Annotated in this window: 12 protein-coding genes and 1 tRNA gene; 4 read left to right on the plus strand and 9 right to left on the minus strand. The window is 68.2% G+C overall.

Annotated features, from left to right (window positions below; all coding sequences use genetic code 11):
* Positions 1-7: 7 nt before the first annotated feature.
* From EV138_RS01305 to EV138_RS01315, 3 genes are all read right to left on the minus strand, one after another.
* The gene (locus EV138_RS01305; RefSeq protein WP_238157898.1) at positions 8-1,246 is read right to left on the minus strand and encodes a branched-chain amino acid ABC transporter substrate-binding protein; all 1,239 of its coding nucleotides are present in this window, start codon (positions 1,244-1,246) and stop codon (positions 8-10) included.
* Positions 1,247-1,522: 276 nt separating this feature from the next.
* Positions 1,523-2,110 carry an ANTAR domain-containing response regulator gene (locus tag EV138_RS01310; RefSeq protein WP_133981651.1) on the minus strand — a complete coding sequence of 196 codons (588 nt, stop codon included), beginning with the start codon at positions 2,108-2,110 and terminating at the stop codon, positions 1,523-1,525.
* A gap of 16 nt (positions 2,111-2,126) precedes the next feature.
* Entirely contained in the window at positions 2,127-2,909 is a 783-nt protein-coding gene (locus EV138_RS01315; RefSeq protein ID WP_133976641.1) for a transcriptional regulator, read from the minus strand.
* Positions 2,910-3,099: 190 nt separating this feature from the next.
* On the opposite strand from EV138_RS01315, the gene EV138_RS01320 reads away from it, so the two are divergent.
* Positions 3,100-3,173 (plus strand) — tRNA-Leu (locus EV138_RS01320).
* A 90-nt stretch (positions 3,174-3,263) separates the two neighbouring features.
* Positions 3,264-4,013 carry a helix-turn-helix domain-containing protein gene (locus tag EV138_RS01325; protein WP_133976642.1) on the plus strand — a complete coding sequence of 250 codons (750 nt, stop codon included), beginning with the start codon at positions 3,264-3,266 and terminating at the stop codon, positions 4,011-4,013.
* Between the two features lie 48 nt (positions 4,014-4,061).
* On the opposite strand, the gene pyk is transcribed toward EV138_RS01325, so the two are convergent.
* The 4 genes from pyk to gltB all read right to left on the minus strand — a co-directional run bounded on the left by pyk (position 4,062) and on the right by gltB (position 13,214).
* The gene (pyk, locus tag EV138_RS01330; RefSeq protein WP_133976643.1) at positions 4,062-5,504 is read right to left on the minus strand and encodes a pyruvate kinase; all 1,443 of its coding nucleotides are present in this window, start codon (positions 5,502-5,504) and stop codon (positions 4,062-4,064) included.
* 61 nt (positions 5,505-5,565) lie between these two features.
* The gene (locus EV138_RS01335) at positions 5,566-7,128 is read right to left on the minus strand and encodes a metallophosphoesterase family protein (RefSeq protein WP_166678461.1); all 1,563 of its coding nucleotides are present in this window, start codon (positions 7,126-7,128) and stop codon (positions 5,566-5,568) included.
* 87 nt (positions 7,129-7,215) lie between these two features.
* Positions 7,216-8,682: a glutamate synthase subunit beta gene (locus EV138_RS01340; protein WP_133976644.1), complete on the minus strand. Its 1,467-nt coding sequence runs from the start codon at positions 8,680-8,682 to the stop codon at positions 7,216-7,218.
* Positions 8,682-13,214 (minus strand): glutamate synthase large subunit, encoded by a 4,533-nt coding sequence (gene gltB, locus EV138_RS01345; protein WP_133976645.1) that lies wholly within the window; start codon positions 13,212-13,214, stop codon positions 8,682-8,684. The genes EV138_RS01340 and gltB overlap by 1 nt, the downstream gene beginning before the upstream one ends.
* Before the next feature lie 262 nt (positions 13,215-13,476).
* Here gltB and EV138_RS01350 point away from each other — a divergent pair, with 262 nt between their 5' ends.
* The gene (locus EV138_RS01350; protein WP_133976646.1) at positions 13,477-14,343 is read left to right on the plus strand and encodes an aminoglycoside phosphotransferase family protein; all 867 of its coding nucleotides are present in this window, start codon (positions 13,477-13,479) and stop codon (positions 14,341-14,343) included.
* A gap of 22 nt (positions 14,344-14,365) precedes the next feature.
* Here the strand turns inward: EV138_RS01350 and EV138_RS01355 are convergent, their stop codons facing one another.
* On the minus strand, positions 14,366-14,824 hold the full coding sequence (locus EV138_RS01355; RefSeq protein ID WP_133976647.1) for a MarR family winged helix-turn-helix transcriptional regulator: 459 nt from the start codon (positions 14,822-14,824) through the stop codon (positions 14,366-14,368).
* 103 nt (positions 14,825-14,927) lie between these two features.
* On the opposite strand from EV138_RS01355, the gene EV138_RS01360 reads away from it, so the two are divergent.
* Entirely contained in the window at positions 14,928-15,857 is a 930-nt protein-coding gene (locus EV138_RS01360) for an alpha/beta hydrolase (protein ID WP_133976648.1), read from the plus strand.
* On the opposite strand, the gene EV138_RS01365 is transcribed toward EV138_RS01360, so the two are convergent.
* Positions 15,830-16,639 carry a protein kinase family protein gene (locus EV138_RS01365; RefSeq protein WP_133976649.1) on the minus strand — a complete coding sequence of 270 codons (810 nt, stop codon included), beginning with the start codon at positions 16,637-16,639 and terminating at the stop codon, positions 15,830-15,832. The two genes, EV138_RS01360 and EV138_RS01365, sit on opposite strands and share 28 nt — an antisense overlap.
* Positions 16,640-16,644: the final 5 nt, after the last annotated feature.

The following is a 16,644-nucleotide window of genomic DNA, read 5'->3' on the forward strand; positions in this document are numbered from 1 at the left end:
AGGTCGACTACTTGGACTCGAATTCCTTGGTCTCGACCGTGGCCCACTTACCGCTGGCCACCTTGTAAACGGTCAGGACCTTGGAGGTGGTGTCGCCGTACTGGTCGAACGCGACCTTGCCGGTGACGCCGTCGAACGAGACCTTGCTCATGGCATCGACCGTCGCCTGCCGCGCGGACTCGACGTCCTTGGCGTCCTTCAGCGAGACCTTCAGCGCGTTGATGATCGCGTTGGCCGCGTCGTAGGAGTAGCCGCCGTACGCGCCGTACGCGTCCTTGAAGCCGGCCGCGTTGTAGTCGGCAACGAACTTCGCCGCCGAGGGGAGCTTGTCGGTCGGCGCGCCGACCGAGGTCGCCAGGTCACCCTCGCTGGTCTTGCCGCCCAGCTGGATGAACTTCGGGTCGAAGATGCCGTCGCCACCCATCAGCGGGATGTTCAGGCCGGCGGCCTTCATCTGCTGCGAGAGCGGACCGGCCTGCGGGAACTCGCCACCGTAGTACAGCGCCTGCGGCGCGTTCGGCTTGACCGCCGAGATGACGGCCTGGAAGTTCGAGTCGTCGGGGTTGATGGTCTCGGCCGCGACGACCTGACCGCCCAGCTTCTTGAACTCGTCGGTGAAGGTGCCGACCAGACCCTGGCCGTACGCCTTCTTGTCGTGGATCGTGGCGACCTTGGTGATCTTGGCGGTCTCGTACAGGTACCGGGCCGCGAACGGGCCCTGGACCGCGTCCGTGGTGCAGGTACGGAAGTAGGTCGGGTACGGCCGCTTCGGGTCCTTCTGCCAGTTCGCGCCCTGGGTCAGGCCGGGGCCGGTGTTGGCCGGCGAGACCTGGACGATGTTCTTCGGCGCGAGCACCGGCTGGACCTGCTGGCTGACGCTGGTGTTCAGCGTGCCGACGACGCCGATCACGTCGGCGTCGGAGGCGAGCGACGTCGCGGCGTTCTTGCCCGGCTCCGGCTTGGCCTCGTCGTCCTTGGCTGCGACCTCGAACTTCCAGCCCGGTACCGCGTTGGAGTCGTTGGCCTGCTTGACGGCCAGCTCCACCGAGTGCTGGATGCCCAGACCCAGCGCGGACAGGTCACCCGACAAAGGTGCGATCACACCGATCTTGGCGGTCTTGGTCGAATCCGAGCCTCCGCCGTTGTCGTTGTTGCTGCGTGAACCGCAAGCAGTCAGAGCCAACGACGCAACGATCAGCGACGCGCCGACCCGTACTACGGAACGCTGCTGCACTGTTCCTCCCATGTCTGGATGGTCCGGTGGATGTCCGAACCCCCGCGTTTGCCGCGAGCACCCGCAGGCTAGACCTCCGGTGCCTGTTCAAGCGAACGTCACGCAGCGTGTGTTGTGAGGTCGTTACCCTGGTAAGTATCGTCTTGCCAGGTTGCGGCTGTGTACGGTGCTGACGGTGATCGGGCGCGACCCAGGCGCCACTGTGCGCCACCGAGGCCGTCCGCCTTCCGGGGACTCCTGAGCGGTGCTGTCACCCTCTGTCGGCAAACCTTTCCCAGCGTGTCGGGCCTACGCCGTACCGGCTTCGTCGACGACCAGCTCGGCAACCTGGCGCATCGAGACGCGCTTGTCCATCGCGGTCTTCTGGATCCAGCGGAACGAGTCCGGCTCGGACAGCCCGAACTTGGTCTGCAGTATCGACTTCGCCCGGTCCACCAGCTTGCGGGTCTCCAGCCGCTCGGCCAGGTCGGCCACTTCGCGCTCCAGCTCGGCGAGTTCGACGTACCGGGAGGCGGCGATCTCGATCGCGGGCAGCAGGTCGGCCTTGGAGAACGGCTTCACCAGGTACGCCATCGCGCCCGCGTCGCGCGCCCGCTCGACCAGCTCACGCTGCGAGAAAGCGGTCAGCATCAGCACCGGGGCGATCCGCTCCCCCGCGATCTTCTCGGCCGCGCTCAACCCGTCCAGCTTGGGCATCTTCACGTCCAGAATCACCAGATCGGGCCGATGCTCGATCGCCAGCCGAATAGCCTCCTCGCCGTCGCCCGCTTGCCCGACGACGTCGTACCCCTCCTCGGCCAGCATCTCGGCCAGATCCATCCGGATCAACGCCTCGTCCTCAGCGATCACCACACGCTTAGCAGTCACACCCCACACCCTAGCGATCCCCAACTCACCTCTTTCCCCCGACGAACCGATCGAGGGCCTGTACCGCCTCCTTACGGCTCACAGCAATCGCATTCCGCCGCGGCCGCCGCCATGGGATGCCGAGCAGATCCAACGCGTCGGTGAGGATACCGAGGATGTCCTCGGACTCGTTGGAAAACATGTACCGGACGTACTCGTACCGCCGGACCTCTCCACCGACGATCGGCCGAGTAGCCCAGTTGACGAATCGGCACCCGTCGGAGTGGAAGAGTCCCCGCACCAGCCGTTCGGGGTACTGGGCAACAACCTGCCGCTGCCACTCAGCCAACTCGATCCTCCGCAGATGCTTCCGCCCCGCCCCATGCTGCGGAAACAAACACGGCCAATGCTTCCACCGCACCTCGATCCGGGTCGCTGTCGACCCGCCTCGCAGACACGGACTACCGGTCGGTTTCACCAACCGCATCGCCGCGGCCACTTCCTGGCTCAGCTCGGGATACTTCTCGTCGTTCGCGATCTGCAGCGTGAACACCCCGCGCTTGGCCGCAGCGATGTGCCCGTCCCCGAGATACCACCCCAGCAACAACGCGTACGCCGCCTCGTCGAGCTCGGCTCCGTCGCACCGAGGACACGGCGTCGGCCGGAACGCCCGCCCCCGCGGCAACCCCAGCCGCTGGTACTGCCTGCGCCACCGCCTGATCGTCTTGATCGCAACACCGTGGATCTCGGCATTGACCCGGTCAGCGACCCCGTTGTCCGACATCCGCAACGCGGAGTCCACCGTCTCCTGCGACCTGAAGTGGGGCATGTTCACATCTTGTTCGTCGCCACCGACAGTCTCGCGCCGAATCCGCGCCTCAGCTGATTTGCCAGCAGGCCAAGGAAATAAGAAGATACCTACCGCAGATTGCGGCTACACCTGCGCAGAATTCGCTCGAGCCGAGCGGTGCGCCCCTGGCGTCGACCAGCCCCACTGATGGGCTAAGATCCGGGTGCGGGCCCTGGTATCCCAATTGGCAGAGGATGCGGATTCAAAACCCGTAAAGTGTGGGTTCGAGTCCCACCCAGGGCACAGGTGATCGTCAGGAGCCGGACCTCACAGAGGTCCGGCTCCTGTCTTTTGGCTACCGAAGTTGTCGGTGTCCGATGCGAGTCTGAAGCCATGTACGACGGGCGGACGCGGGCGATCGCGCTGGCTGCGATCGCGGCTGGCGAGAGTCTGAACTCGATCGGCAAGCGCCTTGGGATCAGTCGTTCTACGTTGCGGGACTGGCGAGATCGGGTGGGGCGGATGGATGACGTGGGCGACTGTCCGCGGTGTTCGGTGGGGACGCTTGCCGTGGGGCCGTACGCGTTGTTGCTCGGGTTGTATTTGGGTGATGGGTGTCTGTCGGCTCTGAAGAAGGGTGTGTACTCGCTGCGGATCGCGTGCGATGACAAGTATCCGCGGCTGATCGACGAGGCGGAGGCGGCGATGGCCGCAGTACATCCGGGTCGGCCGGTTCACCGCGTTCGAGCGGTCGGGTGTACGGCGGTCGTGTCCTACTGGAAGCACTGGCCGTGCTTGTTTCCGCAGCACGGATCTGGTCCGAAGCATCTGCGGAGGATCGAGCTGGCCGACTGGCAGCAGGAGATCGTGCGCGAGCGTCCCGGTGAGTTCCTGCGAGGGCTCTTCCACTCCGACGGGTGCCGGGTTGCGAACTGGGCCAGCCGGCGGGTCGGCGGCGTGGTCAAGCGGTACGAGTATCCGCGCTATCAGTTCTCGAACGAGTCGGCGGACATCATCCGCCTGTGCCAATGGACCCTCGAGCTGGTCGGAATCCCGTGGCGGATGTCGCGACCGAACGTGCTGTCGGTCGCGCGCAGGGAAGGCGTTGCAGCTCTCGACCGACTCGTCGGCCCGAAGACCTGAGCCCTCGGCCGGGGTGAGCGAACGCCCACCCCGGCCGCAGGCTTCGGGTCAGTCGCGGTAGGCGGGGGCTGCGCCGGAGATGGCGTCGCCCATGCGGTGGACTCGGAGGGCGTTGGTGGAGCCGGGGATGCTGGGTGGGGAGCCGGCAACGATGACGACCAGGTCGCCCTTCTGGAGCTTGCCGAGTTCGAGGAGGCGCTGGTCTACCTGGCGGACCATGTCGTCGGTGTGCTGGACGGTGGGGACGATGTGGGTCTCGATCCCCCACACGACCGACAGCCAGGAGCTGACCGACGGGACCGGGGTGAACGCCAGGACGGGGATCTCGGTGCGGTAGCGGGCCAGCCGGAGCGCGGTGTCGCCGCTCTGGGTGAAGGCGACCAGGAACTTCGCCTCCAGCGCGTCGGCGACGTCAGCGGCCGCCTTGGCGATCACGCCGCCCTTGGTCTTGGGCTCCCACTCGATCTCCTTGACCCGGCTGAGGCCGTGCTCCTCGGTGGACTCCACGATCCGGGCCATCGTCTTGACGGTCTCGATCGGGAACCGGCCGACGCTGGTCTCACCGGACAGCATCACCGCGTCGGCGCCGTCCAGTACGGCGTTCGCGACGTCGGACGCCTCGGCGCGGGTCGGCCGCGGGGCGGAGATCATCGACTCCAGCATCTGGGTGGCGACGATCACCGGCTTGGCGTTGATCCGGGCCTGGTCGATGATCAGCTTCTGGACCAGCGGGACCTCTTCCAGCGGGAGTTCCACGCCGAGGTCACCGCGGGCGACCATGAAGCCGTCGAAGGCGTCGATGATCTCGTCCAGGTTGGCGACGGCCTGCGGCTTCTCGATCTTGGCGATCACCGGGACCCGGTGACCTTCCTCGTCCATGATCTTGTGCACCAGCTGGATGTCGGCCGCGTCGCGGACGAAGGACAGCGCGATCATGTCGGCCGGCAGGTGCAGGGCCCAGCGCAGGTCCTCGATGTCCTTCTCCGACAGCGCCGGGACGCTGACCGCCACGCCGGGCAGGTTGATGCCCTTGTGGTTCGACACCGGCCCGCCGACGGTGACCCGGCAGACCACGTCGGTCTCGGTCACCTCCTCGGCCACCAGGGCGATCCGGCCGTCGTCGATCAGCAGCTGGTCGCCGGGGTGCACGTCGCCGGGCAGCCCGTCGTACGTCGTACCGCAGATGGTCACGTCGCCGGGGACTTCCCGGGTGGTGATGGTGAAGCGCTCGCCGTAGGTCAGGGTGACCTTCCCTTCGGCGAACTCGGCCAGCCGGATCTTCGGCCCCTGCAGGTCGACCAGGATGCCGACGTTCTGGCCGGTCTCGGCCGCTGCGGTGCGGATCCGTTGGTAGATGCGCTCATGCTCGGCATGGGCGCCGTGGCTCAGGTTCAGCCGGGCGACGTCCATACCTGCTTGGACGAGTTCAAGGACACGCTCGGGGGCGGCAGTAGCCGGGCCAAGCGTACAAACGATCTTTGCGCGACGCACGTCACAAAACCCTACTCCTACAAGACCACTGGCCCGCTGGTCCACCCCCGTTACTGGACGGTCAACGTCCGGTGTCGGCCGGCAGCGCGCGGTACGTTCCGACCGTGATCTCGCCGTTCAATTCGACCGTGACGGTCTGCAGCCCGGTGGGTTTTCCCTGCTCGTAGGTGATCAGCGTGACCTCGCCCGGCCGCCGCAGCGTGTAGCCCAGCGCGAACGCGTACGCCGCTCCCCCGGTGGTCGAGTTCGTGTACGTCGTGACCGCCCGCCCCTCGAGCACCTTCGTGTCCGGGCCGACCTGGCGATGCAGATGTCCCGACAGCAGCAGGCTCGCGCAGCCACGATTAGCGGTGTCCTGGAACGACGAGGGGTCGTGCACCACCATCGTCGAGATCGGCTTGTCCTCGGGCTGGTCGCAGGCCACGTCGGCGAGCCGCTTCGACTGCTCCTCGGTCGTCTCGTCGCCAGGGCTGTCCGCACTCCCCAGGCCGGTCCTGGTCGGGTCGCTGTCGCCGAGGAAGCGGATTCCCTCCACCTCGACCGGTTTGCTGTCGAGCACGGTGAACTTGTGCTTGCGCATCTCGTTCTCGATGTAGCCGCCGGCGTCGTGGTTGCCGGCGACCGCGACCACCTTGAAGCCCTTGAAGTGCTGGGCCAGCGAGTTGATCGAGAACCCTTCCCAGGTCTGGCCCGACGACGAGTCGTCACCGGCGTCGATCAGCACCTTGGCGCCGGCGACCTTGCCGACCTCGGCCGCGATCGGGTCCATCCCGATGTTGTCGTGCCGATCGGAGACGAGCAGCGCGACCGTCTCGCCCTCGGCAGCCTGGTGGATCCGGCCGCCGACCCTGGACACCTTGTCGAGCACCTGACCGTAGAACCGGGTCGACCGCTCGTACGTCTGGACCGCCGTCCGGATCACCCCGACGCCACCGGTGGTGGAGAAGCCGGCCGCGACCTCGACGTCCTTCAGCCGCTCGTCGAAGGAGACCTCCGGCAGCAGAGAGGCGAGGGGTTTCCAGGTGGTCGGCTCGATCTCGGGCGCGCGCATCCGGCCGGGACCGAAGATCGACGCGATCGTGACGAGCATCGCGACCAGTACGACGACCGCGCGGTGCCGCACGCGGCGTTCAGAGCTGTGCAGGGCGACGAACAGTTCGCGGCGCCGGCGTGGGCCGACCATCGCCCATGCGGTGGCGACGACAACGGCGACGAGCAGCCCCGAGCCGGCGCCTGCGACGGCATTGTCGACGGCCATGTCGTAGATGACCCGGCGGATCCGGGCGATCTCACCGTCCGGCTGGCTGGCGATCAGGGCGTCGCGGTTGAGCAGATCGGTAAGGTTGTCGGCGTCGGTCTCCTGGACGTCCAGGTTGACCCCGAGCTTGCCGGGCAGGTCGGTCTTCAATCTGAGTCGCGGTAGCACTGCCCCGAGGTCGAGCGTGGCGTGGCCGTCGAAGGTCGGTGAGACCTCGGCGGCGTGCGCACCGATGGTGACGCGCTCGGAGTCGTTGACGAACCCGAGCAGGCCGACGGCCACGGACACGACGACCCAGAGCACGACCAGCCCTGCCCACGGCGCCGCTCTGCGGAGCCGGGACCTCGTCAGCAGGGGTCCGGACACGGTCTACAACCTATTGCGGCGGATCAAGTCGATGCAGCTTGGCGCGCGGTGCATCTCGTACTCCGGGATGCACCGCGCGCCGCCGACTCAGACCACCAGCGGCCGGGCGGTCGGCGGGATCGGCGTCGGAAGAGTGGACGAACCGGTGAGGTGTTTGTCCACGCCGTTGGCACACGAGCGGCCTTCGGCGATCGCCCAGACGATCAGGGACTGGCCGCGACCCGCGTCGCCGCAGGCGAAGACGCCCTCGACCGAGGTCTGGTAGTCCTTGTCCCGCTTGACGTTGCCCCGCTCGTCCAGTTCGACGCCGAGCTGCTCGAGGAAGCCCTCGCGCTCCGGTCCGAGGAAGCCCATCGCCAGCAGCACGAGCTGCGCCGGGATCGTCTTCTCCGACCCTGGCACCGGGGTGAACCTGCCGTCGACCAGCTCGACCTCGACCAGGTCCAGACCAGAAACGTTGCCGTCGGCATCGGCGACGAAGTTGTTGGTCGAGACCGCGTAGACGCGCTCGCCGCCTTCCTCGTGCGCCGAGGCGACCCGGTAGATCATCGGGTACGTCGGCCAGGGCTGGCCGGCCGGCCGCTCCTCCGACGGGCGCGGCATGATCTCCAGCTGGGTGACACTGCGGGCACCCTGGCGATGCGCCGTACCGAGGCAGTCCGCGCCGGTGTCACCGCCGCCGATGATCACCACGTCCTTGCCAGTGGCAACGATCTGGTTCTCGACGGTCTCCCCCAGCGCGACCTTGTTCGCCTGCGGCAGGTACTCCATCGCCTGGTGGATGCCGCCGAACTCGCGGCCCGGCACCGGCAGGTCGCGGGCCGCGGTCGCACCGGTGGCGATCACGACCGCGTCGTACCGCTGCTTCAGCTGGGTGCCGGTGACGTCCACGCCGACGTTGACGCCGGCCCGGAAGACGGTGCCCTCTTCCTTCATCTGCTGGATCCGGCGCTCGACCTGCACCTTCTCCATCTTGAACTCGGGGATGCCGAACCGCAGCAGCCCGCCCGGCGCCGAAGCGCGTTCGTAGACGGCCACCGTGTGCCCGGCACGGGTCAACTGCTGGGCGACCGCGAGGCCGGCCGGGCCGGACCCGACGACCGCGATGGTCTTGCCGGTCAGCCACTCCGGCGGCTGCGGCTTGACGTCGCCGGACTCCCAGGCCTTGTCGATGATCGCGACCTCGACGTTCTTGATCGTCACCGGCTCCTGGTTGATCCCCAGCACACAGGCCGGTTCACAGGGCGCCGGGCACAACCGCCCGGTGAACTCCGGGAAGTTGTTGGTCGCGTGCAGCCGCTCAATCGCGCCGGTCCAGTCGTCGCGCCAGACCAGGTCGTTCCACTCCGGGATCAGGTTGCCCAGCGGGCAGCCGGAGTGGCAGAACGGGATACCGCAGTCCATGCAGCGGCCGGCCTGCTTGGTGATGATCGGCAGCAGCGCCTTGCCGGCACCACCGGGGTAGACCTCTTTCCAGTCCTGGACGCGCTCGGCGACCGGACGGCGTTCCGCGACCTCGCGCGGGGTGGTCAGGAATCCCTTCGGGTCAGCCATCAGATGGCCTCCATCATCGCTCGCGTGGTGGCGTCCTCGTCCAGCCCGTCCCGCTCGGCAGCCGCCTTGGCTGCGAGCACCCGGGCGTAGTCGCGGGGCATCACCGTGGTGAATCTGGCAGCGGCGGCGGTCCAGTCGCCGAGCAGCTTGGCTGCCCGCTCCGAACCGGTCTCCTCGTGGTGACGCCGGACCAGGTCCTGCAACAGTTCGGACTCCTCGGCGGTGACCGGGAGCAGGTCGACCAGCTCCGGGTTCACCAGCGCGGGGTCCAGGTCGAGCACGTGGGCAACGCCGCCCGACATGCCCGCTGCGAAGTTCCGGCCGACCGCGCCGATCACCACGACGCGACCACCCGTCATGTACTCGCAGGCGTGGTCGCCGACCGACTCGACGACCGCGGTGGCACCGGAGTTCCGGACACAGAACCGTTGCCCTGCGCCACCATTGATGAACAGCTCGCCCGAGGTCGCGCCGTACGCGATCACGTTGCCGGCGATGATCTGGTCGGCCGCGTCGAACCGGGCGTTCCGGTCCGGCCGGATCACCACCCGGCCGCCCGACAGGCCCTTGCCGACGTAGTCGTTGGCGTCGCCCTCGAGGCGCAGCGTGACACCGCGCGGTACGAAGGCCGCGAACGAGTTGCCGGCCGACCCGGTGAAGGTCAGGTCGATCGTGCCGTCCGGCAGTCCGGCGGCGCGGTACTTCTTGGTGATCTCGTGGCCGAGCATCGTGCCGACGGTCCGGTTCACGTTCCGGATCGGCAGTTGCGCGCGGACCGGCTCGCCGTTGTCGATCGCCGGCGCGCAGATCCGGATCAGCTCGTTGTCGAGTGCCTTGTCGAGCCCGTGGTCCTGCAGCACGGTCTGGTGCCGCGAAGCACCTTCCGGCAGCGACGGCATGTGCAGGATCGGCGACAGGTCGAGCCCGTCGGCCTTCCAGTGGTCGACCGCGCGCTGGATGTCCAGTACGTCGGCCTGCCCGATCGCCTCGTCCAGGGACCGGAATCCCAGCGACGCAAGGTATTCCCGGACCTCCTCGGCGATGAACTCGAAGAAGTTCACGACGAACTCGGGCTTGCCCGCGAACCGCTCCCGCAGTACTGGGTTCTGCGTCGCGACGCCGACCGGACAGGTGTCCAGGTGGCAAACGCGCATCATGATGCAGCCCGACACCACCAGCGGAGCCGTGGCGAAGCCGTACTCCTCGGCGCCGAGCAGCGCCGCGATCACGACGTCCCGGCCCGTCTTGAGCTGCCCGTCGGTCTGTACGACGATGCGGTCGCGCAACCCGTTGAGCAGCAGCGTCTGCTGCGTCTCGGCGAGTCCGAGCTCCCACGGACCACCCGCGTGCTTCAACGAAGTCAGCGGAGCAGCACCCGTACCACCGTCGTGCCCGGAGATCAGTACGACGTCCGCGTGCGCCTTGCTCACACCCGCCGCGATCGTGCCGACCCCGACCTCGGAGACCAGCTTCACGTGGATCCGCGCCGACGGGTTCGCGTTCTTCAGGTCGTGGATCAGCTGGGCCAGATCCTCGATCGAGTAGATGTCGTGGTGCGGCGGCGGCGAGATCAGCCCGACACCAGGCGTGGAGTGGCGCGTGCTGGCCACCCACGGGTACACCTTGTGGCCGGGAAGCTGCCCGCCCTCGCCGGGCTTCGCGCCCTGCGCCATCTTGATCTGGATGTCGTCGGAGTTCGTCAGGTACTCCGCCGTGACGCCGAAGCGGCCGGAGGCGACCTGCTTGATCGAACTCCGCCGCGCCGGGTCGTGCAGCCGGTCGGAGTCCTCGCCGCCCTCGCCGGTGTTCGACTTGCCGCCGAGTTGGTTCATCGCGATCGCCAGCGTGGTGTGCGCCTCGGCGCTGATCGAGCCGTAGCTCATCGCACCGGTGCTGAACCGCTTGACGATCGCCGACACCGGCTCGACCTCGTCGACCGGGATCGGCTGCCGGTCCGACTTGAAGCCGAACAGGCCGCGCAACGTCATCAGCCGCTCGGACTGCTCGTCCACTCGCGCGGTGTACTGCTTGAAGATGTCGTAGCGCCCGGTCCGGGTCGAGTGCTGCAGCCGGAAGACCGTCTCGGGGTCGAACAGGTGCGGCTCACCCTCGCGCCGCCACTGGTACTCGCCGCCGATCTCCAGGTTGCGGTGCGCGGTGACGATCCCGTCCGCCGGGTATGCGCGCAGGTGCCGCTCGTGGACCTCGCGGGCGATCACGTCCAGCCCGATGCCGCCGAGCTTGGACGCCGTACCGGTGAAGTAGGCGTCGACGAGGTCCGGGGCCAGTCCGTTCGCCTCGAAGATCTGCGCGCCCGTGTACGACGCGACGGTCGAGACGCCCATCTTCGACATCACCTTGAGGACGCCCTTGCCGAGCGACTTCACCAGGTTCCGGACCGCCTGCTCGGGCTCGATCCCGGGCAGGTAGGTGCCGCGCCGGCAGAGGTCCTCGACCGACTCCAGCGCGAGATACGGGTTGATCGCCGCGGCGCCGTACCCCATCAGCAGCGCCACGTGGTGCACCTCGCGGACGTCACCGGCCTCGACGACCAGGCCGACCTGGGTGCGGGTCTTCTCCCTCACCAGGTGGTGATGAACCGCGGAGGTCAGCAGCAGTGACGGGATCGGCGCGTGCTCGGCGTTCGAGTGCCGGTCGGACAGCACCAGGATCCGGGCGCCGCCCTCGATCGCGGCGTCCGCCTCGGCGCAGATTTCGTCCAGCCGGGTCTTCAGGGCCGCGCCGCCACCCTCGACCTCGTAGACACCGCGCAGCACGGTGGTCGCGAGGCCGGGCAGGTCGCCGTCGAGGTTGATGTGCCGCAGCTTGGCCAGCTCGTCGTTGGTGATCACCGGGAACGGCAGCACCACCTGACGGCAGGACGCCGGGGTCGGCTCGAGCAGGTTCGCCTCCGGGCCGAGCGACGACGACAGCGAGGTGACGAGCTCCTCGCGGATCGCGTCCAGCGGCGGGTTGGTGACCTGGGCGAACAGTTGCGCGAAGTAGTCGAACAACAGTCGCGGCCGGTCGCTCAGTACGGCGATCGGCGTGTCGGTCCCCATCGAGCCGATCGGCTCCGCGCCGGTCTTGGCCATCGGGGTGAGCAGGACCCGCAGCTCTTCCTCTGTGTACCCGAAGACCTGCTGGCGCCGGGTGACCGAGGCGTGGCTGTGGACGACGTGCTCGCGCTCGTGCAGGTCCTCGAAGCGGATCAGCCCGGCGTGCAGCCATTCGTCGTACGGGTGCTCGTCGGCGAGTGCGGACTTCACCTCGTTGTCAGTGATGATCCGGTGCGCGTCGACGTCGACCAGGAAGATCTTGCCCGGCTCGAGCCGGCCCTTCTGGACCACCGTCGCCGGGTCGATGTCGAGCACACCGGCCTCGGAAGCGAGGACGACAAGGCCGTCGTCGGTCACCCAGTACCGCGAGGGACGCAGGCCGTTGCGGTCGAGCACCGCGCCGACCTTGGTGCCGTCGGAGAAGACCACCGAGGCGGGTCCGTCCCAGGGCTCCATCAACGTGGAGTGGAACTCGTAGAACGCGCGCCGCTTCGGATCCATCGTGGTGGCGTTCTCCCACGCCTCCGGGATCATCATCAGCATCGCGTGCGGCAGCGAACGGCCGCCGAGATGCAGCAGCTCCAGCACCTCGTCGAAGGACGCGGAGTCCGAGGCGTCCGGCGTACAGATCGGGAAGACCTGCTCGAGGTCGCCGGGGATCAGGTCGCTGGACAGCAGCGCCTCGCGGGCGCGCATCCAGTTCCGGTTGCCCTGCACGGTGTTGATCTCGCCGTTGTGGGCGATGTACCGGTACGGGTGGGCGAGCGGCCAGGACGGGAAGGTGTTGGTGGAGAACCGCGAGTGCACGACGCCGATCGCCGAGGCGAGGTCCGGGTCGGTCAGCTCGGGGAAGAACTTGTCCAGCTGGTCGGTCGTCAGCATCCCCTTGTAGGTGATGGTGCGGCTCGACAGGCTCGGGAAGTACGTCGCCGTCTCGCGCTCGGCGCGCTTGCGCAGCCGGAACGCCATCCGCTCCAGCGCGAGGCCGAGCACCCGGCCGGCCGTCGCGCTGACGAACAGCTGACGGAAGACGGGCATCACCGAACGGGCGGTGGCGCCGAGCAGGTCCGGACTCGTCGGGACGTCGCGCCAGCCGAGAACGGTCAGGTTCTCCTCGGCGGCGAGCTCCTCGATCCGCGCGATCGCCTTGGCGGCGTCGTCGGCCTCCTGCGGGAGGAACGCGATGCCGGTCGCATAGCTGTGCGGGACCGGCAGGTCGAAGTCGCACACCTTGCGGTAGTACGCGTCCGGGACCTGCAGCAGGATGCCGGCGCCGTCGCCGGAATCGGGTTCGGCGCCGGAGGCACCGCGATGTTCCAGGTTGCGCAGGGCGGTCAAGGCCTTCGCCACGATGTCGTGGCTCGGTTCACCGGTCAGGGTCGCGACGAAGGCGACACCACACGCGTCGTGCTCGTGGCGTCCGTCGTACAGACCCTCGCTCGGCCGATTCGAAAAGGGGGCGCGACCATACATTCAGGGGCTCCCGTCGTCCTACGGTCAACAACTGGCCGCGGGACAACATTGGCCCAAGCCGGGAGTCCCGAGACTACCTCATGACGACCGACAGGTGGACAGACATTCCACCGCCATGACGCCTTCACCTTTCACAGTCACAGCACGTAAGCAAGCGCTCACTCGGCCGTGCACCCATGGTGACAGCAACCGCTTCCCCCGCACCAGGCACCGCCCCGGAAATTCATCAGCTTCTCAGCTGCCGTCGTGGTAGTCGTGAGCCATGACCTGGACCCCTCCCGCCAGCTGGCGACCGCTCACCTCCGGCACCGGCCAGTCGAACGCCGGTGTGTGGCTCACACCGGATCAGTGGGTGGTCAAACGCCTCGCGCCCGGTGTCGAGGACCGGCGCCATCACGCGTACTGGCGGCGCCAGCCGCTCCTCGCCGAATCCGACTTGGTGGCGGCAACACCCGGCCTCCGCTCCCCTGCCTGCCACAAGGTGGAGTGGGATGACGAGGGCGCGACGATCTGGACCGCCCACGTGCGGCCGGATGACCCCACGTCGGCCCCGGACCCGCTTGCCTTGGCGGCGGCCCTCGGACGCTTCGCCCGAGCCCATGTCGCGGAACCCTCGTGGGGTGCGCGCGATGTGCTTCGCGACCGGTTGACCACGGTCACCGGCCGCGGCGGCTGGTCCGCGCTGTCCGACGCCGAGCTGCCCAGCGACCTGCGCCACGCAGTACAGGAACTCTGGGTACGGCGTGACGCCGCGCTCGCGGAACTGGACGCCCTGCCGCGAGTCCCCACGCACGGGGATGCGCACCCGGGCAACCTGCTCGGCCGCGACGGCGACGACGTGATCGCCGTCGACTGGGAGCAGTTCGGCCTCGGCCCCACCGGCTTCGACCTCGGCTACCTGCTCCTCGCGGTCGACGTTCCCTTCGACGACCTCCTCGCCGCCTTCGCACCCGACAACCCGCACGCCGTACGCCGTGGCGCAGTCCTCGCCGCCGCCTACACAGCCGCCTCCCGAGCGGCCTGGTCCCTGACCCAGTCCGACCCCGGCGACCACCTGGATCGCTTGATCAGGCTCGGCGACCTGGTTGCCGAGGCCTGCCCAGCGGACCGTGGCCGGACTGTTCGCTAGCAGCGCCACTGCCTCGGTGTGATCAGGTGTACTCAGCGCGGGCTGTTCGTCCGTCGACCTCGGCGCGCTGGCGGAGCATGGAGAGCATCGTCGCGAGGTGGTCGACGTTCTCGGCCGGCAGGACCGAGCCGATCCAGGTGGCGAGCTCGTCTTCGAAGGTCGGAGTGGCCGCCGCGAGCAGATCCTGACCGGCGGCGGTGAGCGTGAGCAGGGACGACCGGCGGTCGTCGGGGTTCGCGGTACGGCGTACGCGGCCCGCCGCCTCGAGCCGGTCCACCGCCTTGCTGGTCGCGCCGACCGTGATGGCCATCTCGCGCGCCAGATCGTAGACGCGACAGCTCCCCTGGCTGTCGATGTAGCGCAGGAACTCGTACTGACCGAGCGGGACTTCGTGGTCCGCGCGCAGCCGGGTGTCGATCGCGTTGTAGAGCCGCGTCTCCAGCCGGACGAGGTCCGTGAACAGCGCCGCGAGATCGGTCACCAGAAAAATCCACCTTCTCGGGAATTAGCTTCCAAGGAATGTAGTTAAGAGGAAGTGGATTCCTCGGAATCCATCCTCGCAGACAACTCCCCCGGAGGTTGGTATGAGTCACGAACAACGCGCCATGATCATCGAGCTGATGCACAACGCGCCGCAGTCGGAGGACCGGACGACGGCCGGTCAGCGGACTTCGTTCGACAGTCAGTTCAAGGACCCCGAGCTGGGCGAGGGTGTCACCCTGCGTCCCACCACGCTGGGTGGGGTCGAGGCCATCGACATCGCGGTCGAAGGCAGCGACCGTCCAGGCCTGATCCTGTATCTGCACGGCGGCGGCTATGTGGTGGGTTCGGCGAACACGGGAACCTTCCTGGCGACCGCACTCGCCCGCCGCGTCGGCACCCCGGCTGTTTCGCTGGACTACCGGCTAGCTCCCGAGGCCCCCTTCCCGGCCGCCGTCGACGACGCGTACGCCGCCTACCGCGCGCTGCTCGACGGCGGCACGCGGGCGAGCGACATCGTCCTCGCAGGCGACTCGGCGGGCGGCGGACTCGTGCTCGCTGTGCTGCTCTCGGCACGCCGCGACGGCCTGCCGCAACCCGCCGGCGCGGTCCTCTTCTCGCCGTGGACCGACCTGTCGCTGTCCGGTGCGAGCATGGACGCTCGGGCCCAGCTGGACCCGATTTTCGACCGCGACCAGGTGCAGTGGTACGCCGATCAGTACCTGGCAGGTCGGGACCCTCTCCACGAACTGGTCAGCCCAGCCTTCGCGGACCTGACCGGGCTGCCGCCGCTGCTGATCCAGGTCGGCTCGTACGAGGTGCTGCTCGACGACTCGGTGCGGCTGGCCGCCCGAGCAGCCGAGAGCGAGGTCGACGTCAGCCTCGAGATCGTCGCCGGAGTACCGCACGTCTTCCAGCTCCTCGCAGGCAACCTCGACGAGGCCGACGAAGCTCTCGACCGCGCCGGCCAGTTCCTGATCACTCGCCTCGACGTCGAGCGACCCGCCTACGAGGCTTCTCGCCAGGCGTCGTAGAACGCGGTGTAGCTGGGGTACCGAGTCGTGACGGCTTCCTGGAGTACGGCGTACTGGGCGTCGGTCGCCCGGCAGGAAGAGCGGTTGAGAGTGCCGTCGGAGAGGAAGACGAGGCCGGTCCGGGCCATCACGAAGGCGGTGGTGCGATCGTCGATGGGAGCGCCGAGGGAGAACTGCTCGGGTGCCATGAAGCGGCTCGAGCCGAACATGCGGCCCATGTCGTTGCGATAGGGACCGAAGCGGTAGCTGTCGAGGTCCATCACGGTCAATCGGCGCCGGGCGAAGTCGTAGATCAGTGAGCCGTCGTAGAAGTCCCCTTCGACCCACCCGGCGGCGGTCAGCCCGGCGTGCAGGTCGAACACCTGGTCCAGGGCGGTGAGGAGCTCGTCCGTCGGGAGGGCGCGGAAGCGCTGGTAGGCGGTGGTCGGGTCCTCGCGGTGGTCCCGTACGGCGCGCAGGTGCTCGCCGTCGCGCCATTCGTAGCTCAGCACCGGGCCGCCCGGTGACTCGATCACGCCATGGAAGGTGGGCAGCGCAGGGTGGACGACGGATTCGGCGAGCCGTGCAGCGGTGCGGAGAAGCTGCTGACGGCCCTCGAAGTCGAAGTACGGCGCGGTGTCCGATGGGATCCCGGCTGTCTTGAAGAAGTAGCGCTGGTCGCCGGCAGCCACGCCGTACGAGATGTTGCCCGAGTCCTGCGTGTCGGCGCCGAAGCGGGCGAAGATCGTGCCGATGCTCTCGAGATAGGTCTCGGGTTGCTCGTCGGTCTGGGGCGGGAACATCCACC

Origin of the sequence: Kribbella voronezhensis (assembly GCF_004365175.1) — a bacterium.
Classification (GTDB): domain Bacteria; phylum Actinomycetota; class Actinomycetes; order Propionibacteriales; family Kribbellaceae; genus Kribbella; species Kribbella voronezhensis.